The organism is Chitinimonas sp. BJB300 (assembly GCF_002735695.1).
Taxonomy (GTDB): domain Bacteria; phylum Pseudomonadota; class Gammaproteobacteria; order Burkholderiales; family Chitinimonadaceae; genus Chitinimonas.
Genome location: NZ_PDZH01000005.1, coordinates 52,928 through 70,941 on the forward strand (window position 1 = coordinate 52,928; position 18,014 = coordinate 70,941).

An 18,014-nucleotide genomic window follows, 5' to 3' on the forward strand; every position below is an offset into this window, starting at 1 on the left:
TTGACAGTTTGCTGTGTACAAACAAAAGGGCGCTTTGGCGTCCTTTTGTTTGTCTGACGTATGGGTGGCGGTACCAGTCAACTGTCCTAGGGGATTTACCTCGGTTGTGATTGTCCCCTGGGGCCCGCAGAATCTGGCCTACCTTTGAATAAGGAGCTGCCCATGATCACCTGTATAGAAGACCTGCGCGTCCTGGCCGAAAAACGTGTGCCACGCATGTTCTATGACTATGCCGATTCAGGCTCGTGGACAGAAAGTACCTATCGGGCGAATCAGGGTGACTTTCAGGCCATCAAACTACGCCAGCGGGTGGCGGTTGATATGCGTAATCGCAACTTACGCACAAAAATGGTTGGCATGGATGTCGCGATGCCAGTGGCGCTGGCCCCTACTGGGTTAGCGGGTATGCAACATGCCGATGGTGAGATATTGGCGGCAAAGGCAGCCGAGAAATTTGGCGTGCCCTTCACCCTTTCAACCATGAGTATCTGTTCCCTGGAAGATGTGGCGGCGCATACAACAGCGCCATTCTGGTTTCAACTCTATGTGATGCGGGACCGTGCTTTTATCGAGGCCTTGATCGAACGGGCTGGTGCGGCTGGGTGCAGCGCTTTGGTGCTGACGATGGATTTGCAGATACTTGGGCAGCGGCACAAAGACCTTAAGAATGGGCTCTCCGCGCCGCCCAAACCAACCGTGAGGAACATCCTCAACCTGATGTCCAAGCCGCGTTGGTGCATGGGCATGCTGGGTACACGGCGTTACGGTTTCGGCAATATCGTTGGCCATGCAAAAGGCGTGGGTGATTTGTCCTCGTTGAGTGTCTGGACTGCCGAGCAGTTCGACCCTGGCCTGAGTTGGGCCGACGTAGAGTGGATCAAGCAGCGTTGGGGTGGCAAGCTTATTCTCAAAGGCATTATGGATGTTGAAGACGCCCGCCTGGCGGCCCGCTGCGGAGTGGATGCTTTGATTGTTTCGAACCATGGCGGCAGACAACTTGATGGCGCCCCATCAAGCATCAGCGCATTGCCTGCGATTGTTAACGCGGTCGGTAAGGATGTCGAGGTATGGCTCGATAGCGGTATTCGGTCTGGTCAGGATGTGCTCAAAGCCATGGCGCTGGGGGCGAAAGGCACGATGATAGGTCGTGCCTTCCTATATGGCCTGGGCGCAATGGGGGAAGCCGGTGTAACACACACCCTCGAAGTCATCGCGCGTGAGCTGGATTTGAGCATGGCATTTTGCGGCCGCACCGACATTCGCAAGGTGGATCGTGGGATATTGCTGCCGGGCAGCTATCCAACCTAAGCACCTGTCTACAGCCTCGCGAGCTAGGGCAAGATAAGGCGAAAACAGCCGGGAAAGCAGAGTTAAAAAGTGGTAAATGAGCACTCCGAGGATGTTTTCAATGCTGTATTGCCGATGCGCAGCAGACTTTGGACAGCTTCTAAGGCTGGACGTACTTAATTGGTTACATCATCGGGTTTGTTCTTGGCTTGCTTGGCCATATCGCGCAGGCATTTTCCATACAAGCCCTCCACTTTCTCGCGGGCCCATGGCGTGCGACGCAGAAATGTCAGGCTGGACTTGATGGTCGGGTCGGCTTGGAAGCAGCGAATCTCGATGCGTTGGCCCAATTCCTTCCAGCCATAAAACTCTACCAACGTGGTGAGCATCTTTTCCAGCGTGACGCCATGGCTGGGGTTCTTGGCTTGCGGGCTGATCATGCGAAATCCTTCTTGATAGGCCCCTATTCTAAGAATCTGTTCAAGAACTGTCACGAGCAGGCGTCAGCAATACGGCGTTGAAGACACCATCGGAATGCTCATTCACTACCTGTAAACGCTGCTTTCTCAATTGCTTTCGCCGTGTCTTGCCCTGGTTCGCGAGACTTGAAACAGGTTCCAAGCGTTGTCATGTCTTGCTGGGTATAGGGAAAATGGCAAAGGCATGTTGGCGAATAGCCACGGCCCTATCGGATGCTGTTGACATTGGGGACGTGCATCGCGTCTGCTAGACCCTTTCTCAGCCCCAGGCATGGCTCTGGGTAAGCCTTTGCGGCTTTATGAGGAAAGCCAAGTGGCAGGGCAGGATAGTCTTACCTTTGTGATCATAATAACCAGGAGTTGATATGCGTTTCTTTGCACGCCGAGGTTTGGCTATGGTTCTGTTGGCAGCTGTGCTTACCCCTTGCTTTGCTGCTGATCTGCAACTCTATAACTGGGGGGATTATTTGTCCCAGGAAGCAATCAAGCGTTTCGAAGCTCAGTGTAGCTGTCGAGTGGTTCAAACCACCTACGGCACCATGGACGAGATGCTGGAGAATGTTGCTGAAAAGGGCAAGGTTTTCGATGTGATGGTGCCATCGAATTACGCCGTTGCCTCCCTGGCGAAAAAGGGATTATTGCAGCCGCTGGATCGCAGCAAGATCACCCGCATGAATAATGTAGCGAAAGCCTTCGCCAATCCAGCCTACGACCCGAACAATCGCTACAGCGTACCTTATGCGTTTACGTCGACTTTGCTTGGTTACAACGTAGACAAGATGCGTGAGCTGGGGATCGATACCAGTAGCTACAAAGCGCTGTTTGATCCGGAATCCCTTGCAAAGTTGATGGGCAGGGTATTCGTCATCAACGATTCGCGTGAGGTAATTGCTGCGGCGCTGGTTTACAACGGTTTTTCACCGAACAGTACTGATCCTGCAGAGCTTACCGCCGCCAAAGCCAGCATTGAGTTGGCCAAGCCTTATTGGGCTGGTATGAGCTTCAGCAGCCCTTTGGCCAACCAGACCTTTGGCGAAGAGCTCGCGTTGGGCAATATCTGGATTGCGTTGGGCTTCTCCAGTGATTTCTTCATTGCTCAGTCCAACCCCAAGGCAGCGCGACGCCATATCAAGATCGAATACCGTTATCAGCAGGAAGGTAACGTATTGGGTGTGGACAATCTGGTGATCCACCGCAAGTCGGCGAACCAGGAACTGGCTCATCAGTTCATCAACTTCATGCTCGACGGCAAAAACTCGGCAGCGCTGACGAACGAAATCGGATCGGGCAACCCTAACGAGGCTGCCAAATCTTATGTACGGCAAGAGTTACGTAGCAGCCAGGCTATTTTTCCATCTCCTGCTGCAGCTAAGAGTTTGCGCCAGCTCACTGCATGGGACAGCAATGTGCAAAAAGCCTTTGATGCGTGGTGGGTGAAGTTGAAAGGCGGTTAATGTGATGTCGACAAAGTTGGTTGGTTAGGAACGCATTATGGATTTGCATTTGGTTACATCGCCCAGTGCTGCTGGGGGGCTTCAACAAGCGATCAAGCGGCGTCTCATAACAGGCACCGTGTTTTGCGTGGGGGATTCCTTCGACCTTGGACCGCTTGACGATGGCCATGAACGAATGCGTTTTTGGCATGCCCTCCAGCAAGAATGCTACGGAGAGGAGATTGGGCAAGTGTGGTACCCGGCATTTGGCGAGATGGGGAGTGATCCCGATGACAGCTTTGCTGTGTGGCGAGCGCTAAGGCAGCGGCTTGAGCAGGATAAACCGACACGCTTGCTGATCTGGGCGAGTGGCAGCGGCTCGGACTATGTGTTCCTGCGTATGGCGTGTCATTGGCTGGGTGGATGCCAAGTGCCATTGGTGCATGTGCCGGTCCCACCACGGGATGGGTATCACGCAGTGGCGGTGCATGAGGCAAGTGGGTTGGCAGCTTTTTTACCCCATGCAGCGGCGTTGTCCCGAATGGTTGTTGACGATTGGGCGCAGGAGTTTCAGTCGATTGCAGCACGACCAGTGCAATTACGCGAGTGTAACGACGAGGGTGAACTGGTATTCCGGGATACGTCTGTCCATGACCAGTTATTGCTGGATGCTTGTGCGAGGGAATGGCGTGTCGCTGTGCGGGTGGTTGGCGATGCTATGGGGCACTGCGACCCTCGGAATGGGCTGAGCGATGTCTTCTTGAGTTCTCGTCTGCAGCATTTGATTGCAACAGGGCAAGTGGAAGCTGATAGTTCACCGACACCCCTCCGCCATTTTCGCGTAAGGCTTGCACCTGCATCGTAAGTACAGGGGCCAAGCCAGGTAAAAGATGTAAAAAGCGCCCTGCTTGCGTTTACGAAAGCAGGGCGCTTTTAAATGCGCTTATTCGCGCAGCGAGATTTTGCTGCCTATCGTGGCGGCCGCAATATCTGCCGCCTTGAAAGGCAATGTCACCCATCGCCCGCTGCTGTAGACCGCGGTTTGGTCGCTGTAGTAGGGCGATGCGGGATTGGTAGATTGAGAGTAGGTGAGAATGCCGCGGGCGACTGGTCCATTGCCGTCGAAGGTAACCGCCTGAATATAGCTGCTGCCGTAAACGATGGGTGTGTAGCCGACTGGAGTAAGGCCTGCTGCGGGTGTCATTTTGTTGAAGGTGCCTTCAAACTCATCGCCGCCATCAAGGGGAAGCTTGAGCGAAGCAGCGCCAACATACTGGATGCTTCGCAGGGGGGCCGATAGGGCGATGTTGTTGGCAGCCAGTTTTTCTACACTGTCTGCCAACATGCGCAGTAGTGCAGTACTGACAGTAGCATCTGTGCTGTTGAGACCGCGTGGTGTACGAATTGGATCTGCTGGGGCGAAAGGCGTTGTCCATAGATTTGGCAGGTTGCGCGCGCTGCGCCAGAACTCACGAAATACAGGTACCCCTACCGCATCGAAATTCATGCGTTTGCTCCAGGCCGCCAAGGTATTGCATGCTTCGGTGAGGTTGACGCTGTTACCGCTGGTGGCGGTGGAAATAGGATTGGCGCGGCACAGGTTGACAAGACTATCCGTTAGCAATTCGGCCGAGTAACTGCGTGCATCAAAAAAGACTTCTTCAAGATTACCCAGGTTGAATCGATTGCCGACCTTACCGTCGTTACCAGTCAATCGGTCGGTAATCTGCGTGAAAGCCATGCGGGTGCGATGTGATTGTTCCTTGGTGCTGTCCCCAATGATGAGGGGTAGATTGTCGTTGAGCTGGTTGGGGTTGGCCAGCCAGGCGCTTTCATTGCTGTTTGCTACATAGTCATTGCGGATCATTGCGGGCATCTGCCCTGCTGGGTAGTTTGGGCGGTTTGTGTTGGGGTCTACATCCCATTCGCAGTTGCGCGTACTGCCATCGAGCACAAATAGTCGTTTGGATAAAAACGCCTGAGCAAGGGGCGAGGTAGCGCAGCTCGCTAGCTTGGTTTTGGTTACATAGGGCGTTGCCGAGATATCGGCATACAGAGCTTTCCCGTTACGATCTGCCGCGATGGTGTTGACCCAGGGCAAACCATTGATGCCGAGCAATGCTTGCTTGATGTCATCCACCGATTTCGCCTGCGACATGCGTAGCCATTGTTCGATCAGGCGGCTGTTCTCAAGATTGACGTCCTTAATGGCAAAGGCTTTGGTGTTCGTCCAGCCCAGGCCCGGTGCAACCAATATGGGGCCATGGTGTGACGCATATAGCTGTCGGGTGCGCGTTTCCAGGCTGCCATCGGGCCGTAGTACTTCCACGCTGACCGTCTTTTGCAGCAATGGTTTGACTACGCCGTCGAACACATAGTTGGTTCCATTTTGCAGCGTCAGTTCAAACAAGGTGAAGCGGCGGCCGGTAGAGACGGTGTGGCTCCAGGCAATGTCTTTGTTGAAGCCGATGTTCACCAGTGGGAAGCCGCCCAACGATGCCCCCATGACATCGAATTGGCCGGGTACGGTCAGGTGCATCTGATAAAAGCGATTGGTGGTGGACCAAGGAAAGTGTGGGTTGCCTAGTAGCAAGCCGCTGCCGTTCTCGGTGGCATCGCTACCCAAGCCATAGGCGTTGCTACCCAGTTGTGGCCCTGAATTGAGGGCGCGATCGAACAGGTTCGCCGTTGCTGCAGGGCTTAACGCCATCTTGGCTTTGGAGAGGGGCGCTGCGGTAGGCGGAGCGGCTTGGGCAATGGCGGTGACGTAGTTACTTAGGCCCGACAAAATGGCTTTATCAGACATCAGCCGATACATGTCGAGGCGCGACATCGGCTTTACCCAGGCGGCGTTGTCGCAGCTTGTTGCTACCGCACTGGTGCGGTCACGCAAAAAGCGGTTATAGCCGGCTACATAACCATCGAGCATTTGCTGTGCAGGGTCAGATAGATTGGCATAGATGGCTGTCAGGCTTGCCTCATCCAAAACATGGTGGAAGAAGAAATCGTTGTCCAGGTTGGTGATGGTGGATCCTGGTTGTATGGGGAGGTCCGGGCCAAGGTATTTGGAGCGCTCGCCTCTTACCGTAAGCAACTGGTCAGCCAACAGGCAGAGATTGTCCTGGGCGTAGGCATAGGCCACCCCGTAGGCTGCACCACCGATGGTGCTGGCCTCGATATGCGGTACGCCGTAGCTCGTGCGCGTGATGGAGAGGTCGTACTTTAGGGCTGTGGCGTTATTGCCAAAGCTGCAGCAACCAATGGCGGTTAACAGTAAGGTGGAACAAATGGGGATAACGGGGTGCTGCGGATGCATAGCATTTCCTTTTTATTGTTTGAATGGGGATTGTGTGAACCGCATTGGGGTAGGCCACGTAAGGGCTGCACAGTCGAAGGCATCATAGCTTTGTCGTCATCCCGTCACCCTTGGTAACGCCAAGGCATGGTGTTTAGGTGCGTAGATGTTGCACTCGGTATTGTTTTGGTTGTTTTAACTGGAGGCTGGGCGATATGTGTAAGCTTCTGTGCCCATCCAACGCTTGTTATCTACCATGCCCCGTCGTCCGCCCCCTCTTCCCAACCGCGATGGTGTGGCTCCCAGCTTTCTTTGGCTGCCGCGCGAATCCTGGCCTGACTTGATCACATTTTTGGTTCAGCGCTTTCCGCATATGGACGAATCCATACTGCGTGGGCGCTTGGAACGTGGAGAGCTAGTGGATGAAACCGGGCAGCGTTTGGCGGCGCAGAGCCCATTCCAGCCCGGCAGCCGTATCTGGTATTACCGTGAGGTACGCGAGGAAACACCCGTGCCGTTTGAAGAGGTGGTGCTGCACCGGGACGAGCGTTTGCTGGTGGTGGATAAGCCGCATTTTCTTTCCATTATTCCGGCGGGGCGCCACCTTAAAGAAACGCTGCTTACGCGGCTGCGACTCAAGCTCGATCTACCCGATCTGACACCCTGCCATCGACTCGACCGTGAAACCGCTGGCGTGGTGATGTTCTGTCTGCATGCTCCCAGCCGTGGCGCCTACCAAAAGCTGTTTGAGGCCCGGGCAGTGCAGAAGACCTACGAGGCTATTGCACCGTATCGTGCCGGGTTGGATTTACCCTTGGTACATCGCAGTCGGTTGGAGGAAGGCGAGGGGTTTTTCACCATGCAGGAAGTCGCTGGCGAGCCTAACAGCGAAACGCGCATTTCACTGATGGAGCGGCGTGGTGACTGGGCGCGTTATCAATTGGAACCGCACACAGGCAAAAAGCACCAGTTGCGCGCGCACCTGACGGCGTTGGGCATCCCCATCCAAAACGACCCCTGGTACCCAACCCTGCAAACTGAGAAGGGCGATGACTTTAGCCAACCTTTACAGCTACTGGCGCGCCGGATTGAATTTCTGGATCCATTCAGTGGTACTTTGCGCAGTTTCAGTAGCCAACGCCAGTTGGCTTGGTAGCAACCTTGGAGCAATGGGTGCTTTAGAACCTGTCTAAAGTCTGCTGTGCGTCTGCAACACGGCGTTGAAAACACCCTCGGAATGCTCATTAACCACGCGTAAACTCCGCTTCCTCGGTTGCTTTCACCTTGTCTTGTCCTAGCTCTCGAGACTTTAGACAGGTTCTTAGAAGAGTTCGATACTGCCATAGGTAGGTTCTTTAAGCACACCGGCAGCCAACAGGGCTGCGTGGCTTAGTACCTTGTTTCTCCCGGCGCGCTTGGCTTCGTACAAGGTTTGGTCGGCTCTGCTGATGATTTCGCGTGCGGAATAGTGTCCATCCAGTCGGGCATAGCCGATGCTGACGGTGAAGCGTCCTACCTGGGAAAAGTTGCTGGTTTCTATTGTTTGCCGCAGTCTTTCAAGTTGTTGGTGAATAGCAGCGGCATCATGGGTTGCGCTGATGGCGATGAACTCCTCACCACCGTAGCGATACAGCAGGTCGCCATTGCGCAGTGTCTGCTGCATCAGCCTAGCGATCAGCAGTAATACCTCATCGCCTATCGTATGGCCAAACGTATCGTTGATACGTTTGAAATGATCAATATCGATCATGGCCAGCCAATAAGTGGGTGGTTGCTTCTGATTACGTTTTTCTTCGCCTTCCGGTGTGTCGGCAGCCTGGGCATTTGCCTTGGCTGTTTCAGCAGCACTGAGGCTGATCATGATCTTATCGAGGCTCTGATCGAGTGAGTGACGGTTCAACAACCCGGTCAGCTTGTCGCGTTGGCTTTCATCCAACAAGGTGGCGAAATTGCGGTAAACCGACAAGATACCGCGCACTAGTAGGTCTTCTGATTCATCTAGCTTATGGGCCGATTCAAAAACTAGGTAGCCGGTAATCGCATGTTTGCTGAATAACGGGTAGACGTGGGTAATGCTGTCGCCAGTGGATTGGAATGCTGGCTGTAGTGTTTCGCGTATGGTTTCTATCATCGCTTGCAATGGGTCGGGCACTGTTGCCGTGTTGCTGCTGTCTTCTATGCTTTCCGACAGCTGGGTGCGGCTTTTGCCATCTGCACTGACTTCACGCCCAAACTGAATGGCGCGCAGGAATTCGTGGCGTTCATTAACTCGGTACAGCAGGCAGTTTGATACGCCCAACATAGGTAGCAGGGTGCGGAGCAGACTGAGTTCCAGCAGCTCGGTATCCCGTACGGCGGTTAATGAAGCCAGCCTTTTTAATAAACCGGGCAGTTGTGAATGGGGCATATTGCTCTTATTCGGGCAGCTGACTGTGAATATAGATTAAGAGATCGATTAAAGAGAAAACCCCGTTGAAACGGGGTTGAAAGCGTAAAACCGGTCGTGCACATCAATGGCGGAAGGGCACAGGGCTACTTCAGAGTCAAACCGCGCCCAGAAGCAGCCCCTCTCTAGCTGCACGATGCTTTGCTTTGTCAGCCCTGAGCGGTTGCTTACTTAACGCTACATTGGGCCCGATCACAAGCGACGAGTAGCGCATTGCCATCTGCGCAATTTACTTGATAGATATCGCCAAACTCTTCCTTGCCCACGACCCAGGCACCCGAATTTTTGCTGTTGCAACCTTGTGCTACAGCAAATTTTTCAGTGTGGTAAGACCAAGTGCCTTGTTTCAATGCCATGAATGAGGTCGAATCTTGTTGTGTTGCGGTAGGCAGTTTCGACGGAACGGGCGATGAAATAGTCTTTGAAGCTATGGTCGAGGGAGGTACGTCTGATAATGCCGGACGTGCAGATGCTCTAACCGTATTGGGCTGGAGGAAGTTGAGTGGGCCTGTATAGCGCAGTTTTGCCAGTTGAGGCATGGCTTCAGCTTCATCTATGAGAGAAGGAGTCACTTTATTCCCTATAAGCTCATAAGATGCGCTGGTGTTTACATAGTATTTTTTGCCAGGAAAAATATTTAAGTGAGTTTGCCCGGTTATTTGGTGAGGCAATCTAGACATTATGGTCACTCTGTTAATGGCTTTCACCTCGTACAGTCCTGGTGGGCAATCGACAAAGAAAAAGCTGCCCGGAATTGAAGTGCCAATAGCCTGATTATTTAAATAAATAAAAGGAGGAAGCTTTTCACTTAGCAATGAATTTTCACGGTAAAAATAAATCCGACCTTTGTCGCTTTCCAATGTGGGGATTTGGTCTTTGATTTCAGCCATCTTGGGGCCAGTAGCGGCACAACCGGTAAGTAATAAAAGCAGGAGTGCGGCAGAAGTAGACAACAGGCTCTTCAAAATTAGTTCTTTCTAATGTTTTTGGACGAAATAAATCCGCAACCACGTAAAGACATAGTGGTTGCGAATTGTGGTGAAACGATAGGTAGGCAGTAAACGGGGGGCTACCCCTCGTACCGTTTTATCGCGTGATGGGTTTGTAGCGAATCCGCTTAGGCTTCGCGCCTTCTTCGCCAAGGCGCTTCTTCTTGTCGGCTTCGTATTCCTGATAATTACCGTCGAAGAGGGTCCACTTCGAATCACCTTCGCAGGCGAGGATGTGGGTGGCGATCCGGTCGAGGAACCAGCGATCATGCGAGATCACCATGACGCAGCCGGCGAATTCCAGCAGAGCGTCTTCCAGTGCGCGCAGGGTTTCCACGTCGAGGTCGTTGGACGGTTCATCCAGCAGCAATACATTGCCGCCAGCAATCAGGGTCTTGGCCAAGTGCAAACGACCGCGTTCGCCGCCCGATAAGGTGCCGACCATCTTCTGCTGATCGCCGCCTTTGAAGTTGAAACGGCCAATATAGGCACGGCTCGGGGTTTCGTAACGGCCCACTTGCAAGATATCGCGGCCTTCGGCGATTTCGTCGAATACCGTTTTGTCACCGTTGAGCGCGCCACGGCTCTGGTCCACATAGGCCATCTTCACCGTGTTACCGATCTTTACCGTGCCGGTATCGGGTACATCCTGGCCGGCGATCATGCGGAACAGCGTCGATTTACCCGCGCCGTTGGGGCCGATGATGCCGACGATGGCGCCTGGCGGCACCTTGAAGCTTAGGTCGTCGATAAGCAAACGGTCGCCAAATGCTTTGCTGACGTTTGTGAATTCGATGACTTCATTTCCCAGCCGCTCGGCGATGGGGATGAAGATCTCCATCGTTTCATTACGTTTTTGCTGCTCTTGCGAGTTCAGTTCCTCGAAGCGGGCGATACGCGCCTTGGACTTGGCTTGGCGGGCCTTGGGGCTTTGGCGTACCCATTCCAGTTCCTTGTTCAGGGCTTTCTGGCGGGCTGACTCGCTTGATTCTTCCTGCTTGAGGCGCGCTTCTTTCTGTTCCAGCCAGCTGGAATAGTTGCCCTTCCACGGGATACCGTGGCCACGATCCAGCTCCAGAATCCATTCGGCGGCGTTGTCGAGGAAGTAGCGATCATGGGTAACGGCCACCACGGTGCCGGGGAAGCGCACCAGAAACTGTTCCAACCAGTCCACCGATTCTGCATCCAAGTGGTTGGTAGGTTCGTCCAGCAGTAGCATGTCCGGCTTGCTCATCAAGAGCTTGCACAGCGCCACACGGCGTTTTTCACCACCTGACAATACACCGACATTGGCATCCCAGGGCGGTAGTCGCAGTGCGTCGGCGGCGATTTCCATCTGGGTTTCGAGGTCTTGCCCGGCTGTGGAAAGAATGGCTTCACAGCGGGCTTGTTCTTCGGCCAGCTTGTCGAAGTCGGCATCTGGCTCGGCGTAGGCTGCGTAGACTTCTTCCAACTTTTGCTTGGCTTCGAAGATTTCAACCATGCCCGATTCGACTTCGGTGCGTACCGTGTTATCTGGGTTCAGCGCGGGTTCCTGTGCTAAATAACCCACCTTGATGCCGGCCAGATGCTGTACTTCACCTTCGAATTCTTTGTCGACACCCGCCATGATCTTCAGCACGGTGGATTTACCTGAACCGTTGAGGCCAAGGAGGCCGATTTTGGCACCGGGGAAGAAGCTGAGCGAGATGTCTTTGATGATTTGCCGCTTGGGCGGCACGACCTTGCTCACGCGGAGCATGGACATTACGTATTGGGCCATGTGGGGTTCCGATAGGGATGACTGCAGAAGTGGCGCAAGTTTAGCAAAGCCGAGCCAATCGCGACCCGTAAAACGATTGCCAGCAGTGCCTGGGTGAAATGGTGGGAAATTAGAGACGGTTGTTTTCAGCGCTGGTGAGCAGTGCGTAAACGCACATTGGCTTGGTCGAATGCCTGTTCAATTGGAAGGGGCTGTTCCCAGGAAGTACCCGGTTGGATAGCGTTATGTTCCAGTATTTCCCGGCTTAATTGTTCGAGGCCAGCCAAAGGCCGCCAACGTTCGCCTTGCGCTTCCTCGGGCCAGGCATACAGGCCATCGAACAGAAGGGATAGTGGCGGTGAAGCATGATTTGGGTCTTGCTGCCCCAGTGTTGTGGCCAAGTGATTGGGCCCCAACCGGCCGATTGCACGTTGATAGGCACGCAAGGCATCGCTGCAGCGGGTAAAACTGAAACCCGCCATCAACCGGCGGAACTGCCGCGCCAAGCCTGGCCAATCGTCAAGCATCTGTTGGACTGCACTGCTACGTGCGTCAGATGGCAGTGTGGGCTGGATTTCGACGCTGCCTTCCAGCCGAAGTTGGGGCGGAAAACTGATGCCGCCAGCCCGGCAAACCTTGCCGAGATTGCTGGCAAACGCGGGCAGAGTGGCGCGCAGGTTGTTGGCTACTTCTTCCAGATCAAGCCGACCACTGACATCGGGTGATACGCCCCATAAGCCGAAATCAGCGGGTCCATGCAACAAGGCTGGGGCAGGCGAAGCCTTGTCGTTGAGCGCCTGCGCAAACCAAGCTTCAAAGCCTTGCGCTGTTGGCTCGTCTGCGTGGGCTTCGGGGGGCGGTGGCAAGCTGGTTGGATCGGCTATTGGCTCTATGGGGGGTAAATGCATTGGAGACGGTCCGATTGGTAGGTTAATCCAATTGGCACATCAATCCATCAGGTGAAAGCTCATGTGCTTATTTTGATGGTATCCACACCTCCTGTTTTGCCCGTTGCGGGTTTGTCATTTGGTTGCTCGGACTGAGTCTGCTGTTGTTCATGGCTTTCTCCCGACGGTATGGGTAAGAAGAAAGCAAGTGGTGAGCCAGAAACGGCCATGAGAAAGCCCGCATGGAAGCGGGCTGTTCGGGTACAGAGCTTATTGCTTTTGCTGGCCGATGCATTCGCTGGTTTACCCAGGCATTGGGCTGTTAGAACTTGTCTAAAGTCTGCTGCGCGTCGGCAATATGGCGTTGAAAACACCCTCGGAATGCTCATTTACCACTTGTAAACTCCGCTTCCTCGGCTGTTTTCGCCTTGTCTTGCCTTAGCTCGCGAGACTTTAGACAGGTTCTTAGCCGATGCAGGCTTTCAGGCTTTCGCGATAATGATCTGGTACTTGTCCATCAGCGCTTCTTGGGTTTCCTTGCGATCCGGGTCGAGCGGAATGCAGTCAACCGGGCACACCTGTTGGCATTGTGGTTCATCAAAATGGCCGACACATTCCGTACACAGGTCAGGGTTGATCTCATAGATTTCCGCGCCCTGCGAAATGGCGTGATTCGGGCACTCTGGCTCGCATACATCGCAGTTGATACATTCATCGGTAATCATCAGGGCCATGATTATTCTCGCCTTTTTGCTAACGGGGGCGGATTGTAACACCGCGTTATGAGATTGCTATGCACTGGCACACCGTATCTTGCGCCTTACGTTGACTAGCCGCTGTATGCTGGCCGGGCATTGACTACGCGGCGTTTGGGGCCAGCTTGGCCGGACAGTTCGATACGCCTTTAGCCTTTGTTTGCAAATGTAAATTGCACATCAAAGTCAAATCTTACGCTGGTCAACCAATACAGGATGTAGCTAGTCTTCAACATCCGCTAACCGGTGTCTTGATCATGATCCGACTGCTTCCTCTGTTTCTGGTTGGTAGCTTGTTGGCTGCAACGGCTGCGCCGATTGGCGAGATAGACGCCCGGCATTTGCTGTCCCGCACCGGTTTTGCCGCGACGATGGATGAGGTAACCCAGTATGCGCGCCTGGACCGGCAGGCGGCTGTGGCGCGGTTATTGAGTGAGGTACGTACCAAAGCCATTACGCCACCGCCTGCTTGGGTAGATGAACCCCTGCCCGAGCGGCGTGCCCAGATGTCGGGTGATGAAGAGAAAGCCGCTTTTCGTGCCCGACTGCGAGAGCGCGGTATTGCATTGCGCGCGTGGTGGTATGACGAATTATTGGCGACACCTTCACCGTTAACCGAACACATGACCTTGTTTTGGCACAATCACTTTGTGTCGGCCATACAGAAGGTCAGGATGCCGCAGTTGATGTATCGGCAGAATGTACTGTTGCGGCAAGAAGCGCTGGGTAATTTTGGGCGATTGTTGCATGCCGTAGCCAAAGACCCGGCCATGCTGGTTTATCTCGATGGCGTCCAAAACCGCCGGGGTGAGCCAAATGAGAATTTCGCCAGGGAGGTGATGGAGTTGTTCACCCTTGGCGAGGGGCATTACAGCGAGCAGGACATCCGTGAGGCAGCACGTGCGCTTACCGGCATGAGCCTGGAGCGCCCAAGTGGCGAGTATCGCTTTCGCCCCGCTTTGCATGACTTTGGTGAAAAGACGATTTTTGGGCAGCGCGGTAACTATGACCCCGATGCTTTCTTGGACCTGCTGTTGAACAAGCCGGAAACCGCCGAGTTCGTCATCACCAAGTTGTGGAAAGAGTTTATTTCCCCCCAACCTGATGTTGTAGAGGTCAAGCGCTGGGCAAAGCTGTTTCGTGACCAGCGCTATGAGATCAAGCCGCTGCTTCAGGCCATGTTGAGTTCAGATGCCTTTTATGCGGCGCAATATCGTGGTGTGTTGGTAAAGTCCCCTGTGGAATTGACCGTGGGTACTTTCCGACAATTTGGGATTACGCCGCCTGACATGCGACCCTTGCTGGCGGTGAACCGAAACCTGGGGCAGGACCTATTCAATCCGCCCAATGTGAAGGGCTGGCCCGGGTATACAGATTGGATCAATAGCCAGACCCTGTTGACCCGCAAGCAAATGCTGGCGAGGGTATTCCGTGTGGCGGATATCGATATGCCTGCCATGGCGCAGGCCAGCAAAGTAGAAAAAGCCTCTTTACGTGTTGGTAACAAAGTGGGCTATGGCCTGTATCTGGATCGCTGGCTTGGCGACACGGGTGGTATCAGCCGGGCCAGCTCGCTGCTGCTGCCTCTGGTACCGGAGAGGCTACCGGAGGGCACGCCCCTGGAAATGATTGGCCAGCTGGTCATGAACCCCTTGTACCAGTTGAAGTAAGGAGGCCTACGATGAATCGACGCGCTTTCCTCCAAATAGGCAGCTTGGCTGCGTTGGGCCATCTTAATTCTACTGTTGCTTGGGCAACCGTAGTCCCTGGTAATCCCAGGCTGTTGATACTGGTTGAGCTCAAAGGCGGGAATGATGGCCTCAATACTATCGCTCCTTACGCAGACTCGGCCTATTACGATTTGCGCCCCAAGATTGCCATTGCTCGTGACCAGGTATTGCAATTGGATGAGCGCAGCGGTTTGAACCCCGCCATGCAGGCCCTCATGCCAATTTGGCAAGCCAAGCAGTTGGCTATCGTGCAGGGTGTGGGCTACCCCCAGCCCAACTTATCGCATTTTCGCTCTATCGAGATATGGGATACCGCTTCAAATAGCGATACGGTGTTGCAGACAGGTTGGTTGAGTCGTCAATTTGCAGCCAAACCACTACCGGCAGGCTTTGTGACGGATGGCATCGCTGTGGGGAGCCAAGATCTTGGCCCGCTTGATGGAGGCGCAAGGGCATTGGTATTGCAAAGCCAGGATGCTTTCGTGCGGCAAGCCAAGCTAGCGGACGACAAAGCCGGTGCGACAAAAAATGCCGCATTGCTGCACCTGCTGAAGGTGGAAGACGATATACGCATTGCGGCGCGTGGTTTGGCGGCTACCGGTAACTTGAATACCACTTTTCCTGACCATGGGTTTGGCAAGACAGTAAAGACGGCGATGGAAGCGCTGGCAGCGAACCGTAATATCGGCGTGTTCCGTTTGACGCTGGGTAGCTTCGACACCCATATAAATCAGCGTAATCAGCAAGATCGGCTATTGGGTGAGTTGGCTGATGGTTTTGTTGCCCTGCAAATGGCTTTAACCGAATTGGGACGATGGAATGATACGTTGGTGCTGAGCTATGCTGAGTTTGGACGCAGGCCGCAGGAAAACCGGTCTGCCGGTACTGACCACGGCACTGCAAACGCCCATTTTGTCTTGGGTGGCGCAGTACGCGGCGGTTTGTATGGAAAACGCCCGGATTTCAACGCTCTGGATGGCGGTAATCTGCGCTTTGGCGTGGACTTCCGTCAGCTTTATGCCAGTGCTTGTCGCTACTGTTGGCAGAGTGATGGCATGGCGGCATTAGGTGGGCGTTTCGAACCTTTTCCTGTTGTAGCGTAAGAACTTGTTCAAAGTCTGCTGTGCGTCAGCAATACAGCGTTGAAAGCACCCTGGAATGCTCATTTACCAATCGTAAACTCCGCTTCCTCGGTTGTTTTCGCCTTGTCTTGCCCTAGCTCGCGAGACTTTGAACAGATTCTAAGCAGTACAGGCAAGTACTTTGTGAGTATCAAAACAAAAACGGTGCACTGGATGGTGCACCGTTTTTGTTCCTAGATAGGACGACTTACTTGGCAGCGTTGATCAAGTATTCCGCAGCAGCGTGGAATTCTTCGTCAGAGCCTTGGTAACCACCTTTTGGAGGCATTGCGCCTTTACCTGCGATGCCAATCTTGATGGCGGCATCAACACCATCTTTCAGGCGGGATGCCCAGTCTGCTTTGTCACCAAATTTTGGTGCGCCGGCCAAGCCGCTGGTATGGCAAGCCATACACACGGAGTCATAAATTTCTTTGCCTTTGACGGCAGGGTCGATTTTCCCACCGGCTACTGCCGCGCCTGCAATAGCGGGCTCAGTGAACTTACCACCGCTTGCGTTGCCCATATAGGCAACTGCTCGGGCTACTTCGTCGTCAGTCAGGTCAGCAGCGCCACCCTTGGCAGGCATAGCGTTGAAGCCCTTGACCGCGTGTTCAACCAACTTGGCGAAGCCCTGACTGATGCGTGGCCCCCAAGCCCCGGCGTCGGAAAACTTGGGTGCCCCTGCCAAGCCAGTTCCGTGACAAGAGAGACAAACGCTTTCATACACTGCTTTGCCATTGCGACTACCCGGCGGGCCGGATTCGTCAAGTTTGGCAAAGCCAACCGGTTGTACCCGTGCAATGACCGCCTCATTGGTCATTGTCGGGCTACCTGCATCAAGGAGCATACCTCCAGTGGCGACCTTGATGACAAGGTAGATAAATACGGGGATACCGATGATTGCGGCAAGAATAATGCCGATCAGACCCTTTGCCGACATCCGGGATTCGGCTTGCGCTTCGCTCATGCTGCGATCCTTTTTTATGCGCTACGGTAAAAACCAGTACGGAAAAACCCCGCGATTATAGCGGGGATTAGGCAGGCAACCAATCTACAGCGTTGCCGGCTGGACGTGCGAGACCAAATCGGCTATTCTTGCGCGCCTCTAAAGACGCGTCCGTAGCTCAGTTGGATAGAGTGTCAGTTTCCGAAGCTGAAGGTCCCTGGTTCGATCCCAGGCGGGCGCGCCAGCATTAAAAAATCAAAAAGCCAGCATATTCAGCTGGCTTTTTGATTTTCTGCCCATGGCGTTGGGCTTATTTAATGTTGTATTGCCGATGCGCAGCGGGCTTATTCAGGTGCTCAGCTATTCGGCTGGCCCAGGTATTGGCATTCAATGGCGGTTTCGATTATTTGCTTATTTGCATCACTTTCCACCCGCCAAGCCTTTGCTTCCTGGCGCGATGCAATGGCTTTATGCAGTTTCCCATCGATGAAGTGCAGTGCAGCGCCGTCATCTGCCGCCCATGTAGCCGGCATTGCACCGTTAGCGATACTTTGGTGAAGGCTGGGTCTGCGCTCCGCTTCGCCATCGAAGTGGGGGCATGCCCCTCCGGGTAGCCAGCCCAGCCCCTGAATGGGGCCTAGTGGGCCGGGAATCGAGTCGCTTAGACCGTACTCAAACCAACAGATCATTCCAGCACTGATGCCGCCGATGACGGCGCCTTGGGCATAATAGGCTTGTTGCAATGCACTATCGATATGCCATTCACGCCATAGCGCCGTAAGCAATGGGATGGACCCCTCCTCACCTAAGCGGCATCTAGGTGCCAGACTGGTAGTTCCGACCACCAGTCAACGGTAAAGAGGAGTCCACCATGAAGAGTATTCGAGTTGGCGTCGATTTGG

15 protein-coding genes and 1 tRNA gene are annotated in these 18,014 nt (G+C 54.0%); 7 read left to right on the forward strand and 9 right to left on the reverse strand.

The window, feature by feature from the left end:
* Positions 1-162: 162 nt before the first annotated feature.
* Positions 163-1,308, forward strand: a complete 1,146-nt coding sequence (locus CSQ89_RS01675; RefSeq protein ID WP_099404459.1) for an alpha-hydroxy acid oxidase — start codon at positions 163-165, stop codon at positions 1,306-1,308.
* Between the two features lie 155 nt (positions 1,309-1,463).
* Here the strand turns inward: CSQ89_RS01675 and CSQ89_RS01680 are convergent, their stop codons facing one another.
* Complete coding sequence (locus CSQ89_RS01680; RefSeq protein ID WP_099404460.1) at positions 1,464-1,727, reverse strand: VF530 family DNA-binding protein; 264 nt, start codon at positions 1,725-1,727, stop codon at positions 1,464-1,466.
* Between the two features lie 404 nt (positions 1,728-2,131).
* On the opposite strand from CSQ89_RS01680, the gene CSQ89_RS01685 reads away from it, so the two are divergent.
* The gene (locus CSQ89_RS01685; RefSeq protein WP_199065129.1) at positions 2,132-3,220 is read left to right on the forward strand and encodes a polyamine ABC transporter substrate-binding protein; all 1,089 of its coding nucleotides are present in this window, start codon (positions 2,132-2,134) and stop codon (positions 3,218-3,220) included.
* A gap of 37 nt (positions 3,221-3,257) precedes the next feature.
* Positions 3,258-4,064, forward strand: a complete 807-nt coding sequence (locus tag CSQ89_RS01690) for a DUF3658 domain-containing protein (RefSeq protein ID WP_099404461.1) — start codon at positions 3,258-3,260, stop codon at positions 4,062-4,064.
* A gap of 78 nt (positions 4,065-4,142) precedes the next feature.
* Here the strand turns inward: CSQ89_RS01690 and CSQ89_RS01695 are convergent, their stop codons facing one another.
* Positions 4,143-6,515 (reverse strand): penicillin acylase family protein, encoded by a 2,373-nt coding sequence (locus tag CSQ89_RS01695; protein WP_099404462.1) that lies wholly within the window; start codon positions 6,513-6,515, stop codon positions 4,143-4,145.
* Positions 6,516-6,750: 235 nt separating this feature from the next.
* Between CSQ89_RS01695 and CSQ89_RS01700 the strand changes: the two genes are divergently transcribed.
* Positions 6,751-7,650 carry a pseudouridine synthase gene (locus CSQ89_RS01700; protein ID WP_099404475.1) on the forward strand — a complete coding sequence of 300 codons (900 nt, stop codon included), beginning with the start codon at positions 6,751-6,753 and terminating at the stop codon, positions 7,648-7,650.
* Between the two features lie 165 nt (positions 7,651-7,815).
* Here the strand turns inward: CSQ89_RS01700 and CSQ89_RS01705 are convergent, their stop codons facing one another.
* From CSQ89_RS01705 to CSQ89_RS01725, 5 genes are all read right to left on the reverse strand, one after another.
* Positions 7,816-8,901 carry a GGDEF domain-containing protein gene (locus tag CSQ89_RS01705; RefSeq protein WP_099404463.1) on the reverse strand — a complete coding sequence of 362 codons (1,086 nt, stop codon included), beginning with the start codon at positions 8,899-8,901 and terminating at the stop codon, positions 7,816-7,818.
* 206 nt (positions 8,902-9,107) lie between these two features.
* Positions 9,108-9,905, reverse strand: coding sequence for a DUF2846 domain-containing protein (locus CSQ89_RS01710; RefSeq protein ID WP_139022766.1), 798 nt, complete (start codon positions 9,903-9,905; stop codon positions 9,108-9,110).
* 121 nt (positions 9,906-10,026) lie between these two features.
* Positions 10,027-11,691 (reverse strand): energy-dependent translational throttle protein EttA, encoded by a 1,665-nt coding sequence (ettA, locus tag CSQ89_RS01715; RefSeq protein WP_099404465.1) that lies wholly within the window; start codon positions 11,689-11,691, stop codon positions 10,027-10,029.
* A 125-nt stretch (positions 11,692-11,816) separates the two neighbouring features.
* On the reverse strand, positions 11,817-12,578 hold the full coding sequence (locus CSQ89_RS01720) for a hypothetical protein (protein ID WP_099404466.1): 762 nt from the start codon (positions 12,576-12,578) through the stop codon (positions 11,817-11,819).
* 461 nt (positions 12,579-13,039) lie between these two features.
* On the reverse strand, positions 13,040-13,291 hold the full coding sequence (locus CSQ89_RS01725; protein WP_099404467.1) for a YfhL family 4Fe-4S dicluster ferredoxin: 252 nt from the start codon (positions 13,289-13,291) through the stop codon (positions 13,040-13,042).
* Between the two features lie 278 nt (positions 13,292-13,569).
* On the opposite strand from CSQ89_RS01725, the gene CSQ89_RS01730 reads away from it, so the two are divergent.
* Together CSQ89_RS01730 and CSQ89_RS01735 are read left to right on the forward strand one after the other, a co-directional pair.
* Positions 13,570-14,982, forward strand: a complete 1,413-nt coding sequence (locus CSQ89_RS01730) for a DUF1800 domain-containing protein (protein ID WP_099404468.1) — start codon at positions 13,570-13,572, stop codon at positions 14,980-14,982.
* Positions 14,983-14,993: 11 nt separating this feature from the next.
* Complete coding sequence (locus CSQ89_RS01735; protein WP_099404469.1) at positions 14,994-16,145, forward strand: DUF1501 domain-containing protein; 1,152 nt, start codon at positions 14,994-14,996, stop codon at positions 16,143-16,145.
* 226 nt (positions 16,146-16,371) lie between these two features.
* Here CSQ89_RS01735 and CSQ89_RS01740 read toward each other — a convergent pair whose 3' ends face one another.
* Positions 16,372-17,133 (reverse strand): c-type cytochrome, encoded by a 762-nt coding sequence (locus CSQ89_RS01740; protein WP_199065132.1) that lies wholly within the window; start codon positions 17,131-17,133, stop codon positions 16,372-16,374.
* A gap of 146 nt (positions 17,134-17,279) precedes the next feature.
* On the opposite strand from CSQ89_RS01740, the gene CSQ89_RS01745 reads away from it, so the two are divergent.
* A tRNA-Arg gene (locus CSQ89_RS01745) sits at positions 17,280-17,356 on the forward strand.
* A gap of 112 nt (positions 17,357-17,468) precedes the next feature.
* Here CSQ89_RS01745 and CSQ89_RS01750 read toward each other — a convergent pair.
* Entirely contained in the window at positions 17,469-17,897 is a 429-nt protein-coding gene (locus CSQ89_RS01750; RefSeq protein WP_158228863.1) for a Type 1 glutamine amidotransferase-like domain-containing protein, read from the reverse strand.
* Positions 17,898-18,014 lie beyond the last annotated feature (117 nt).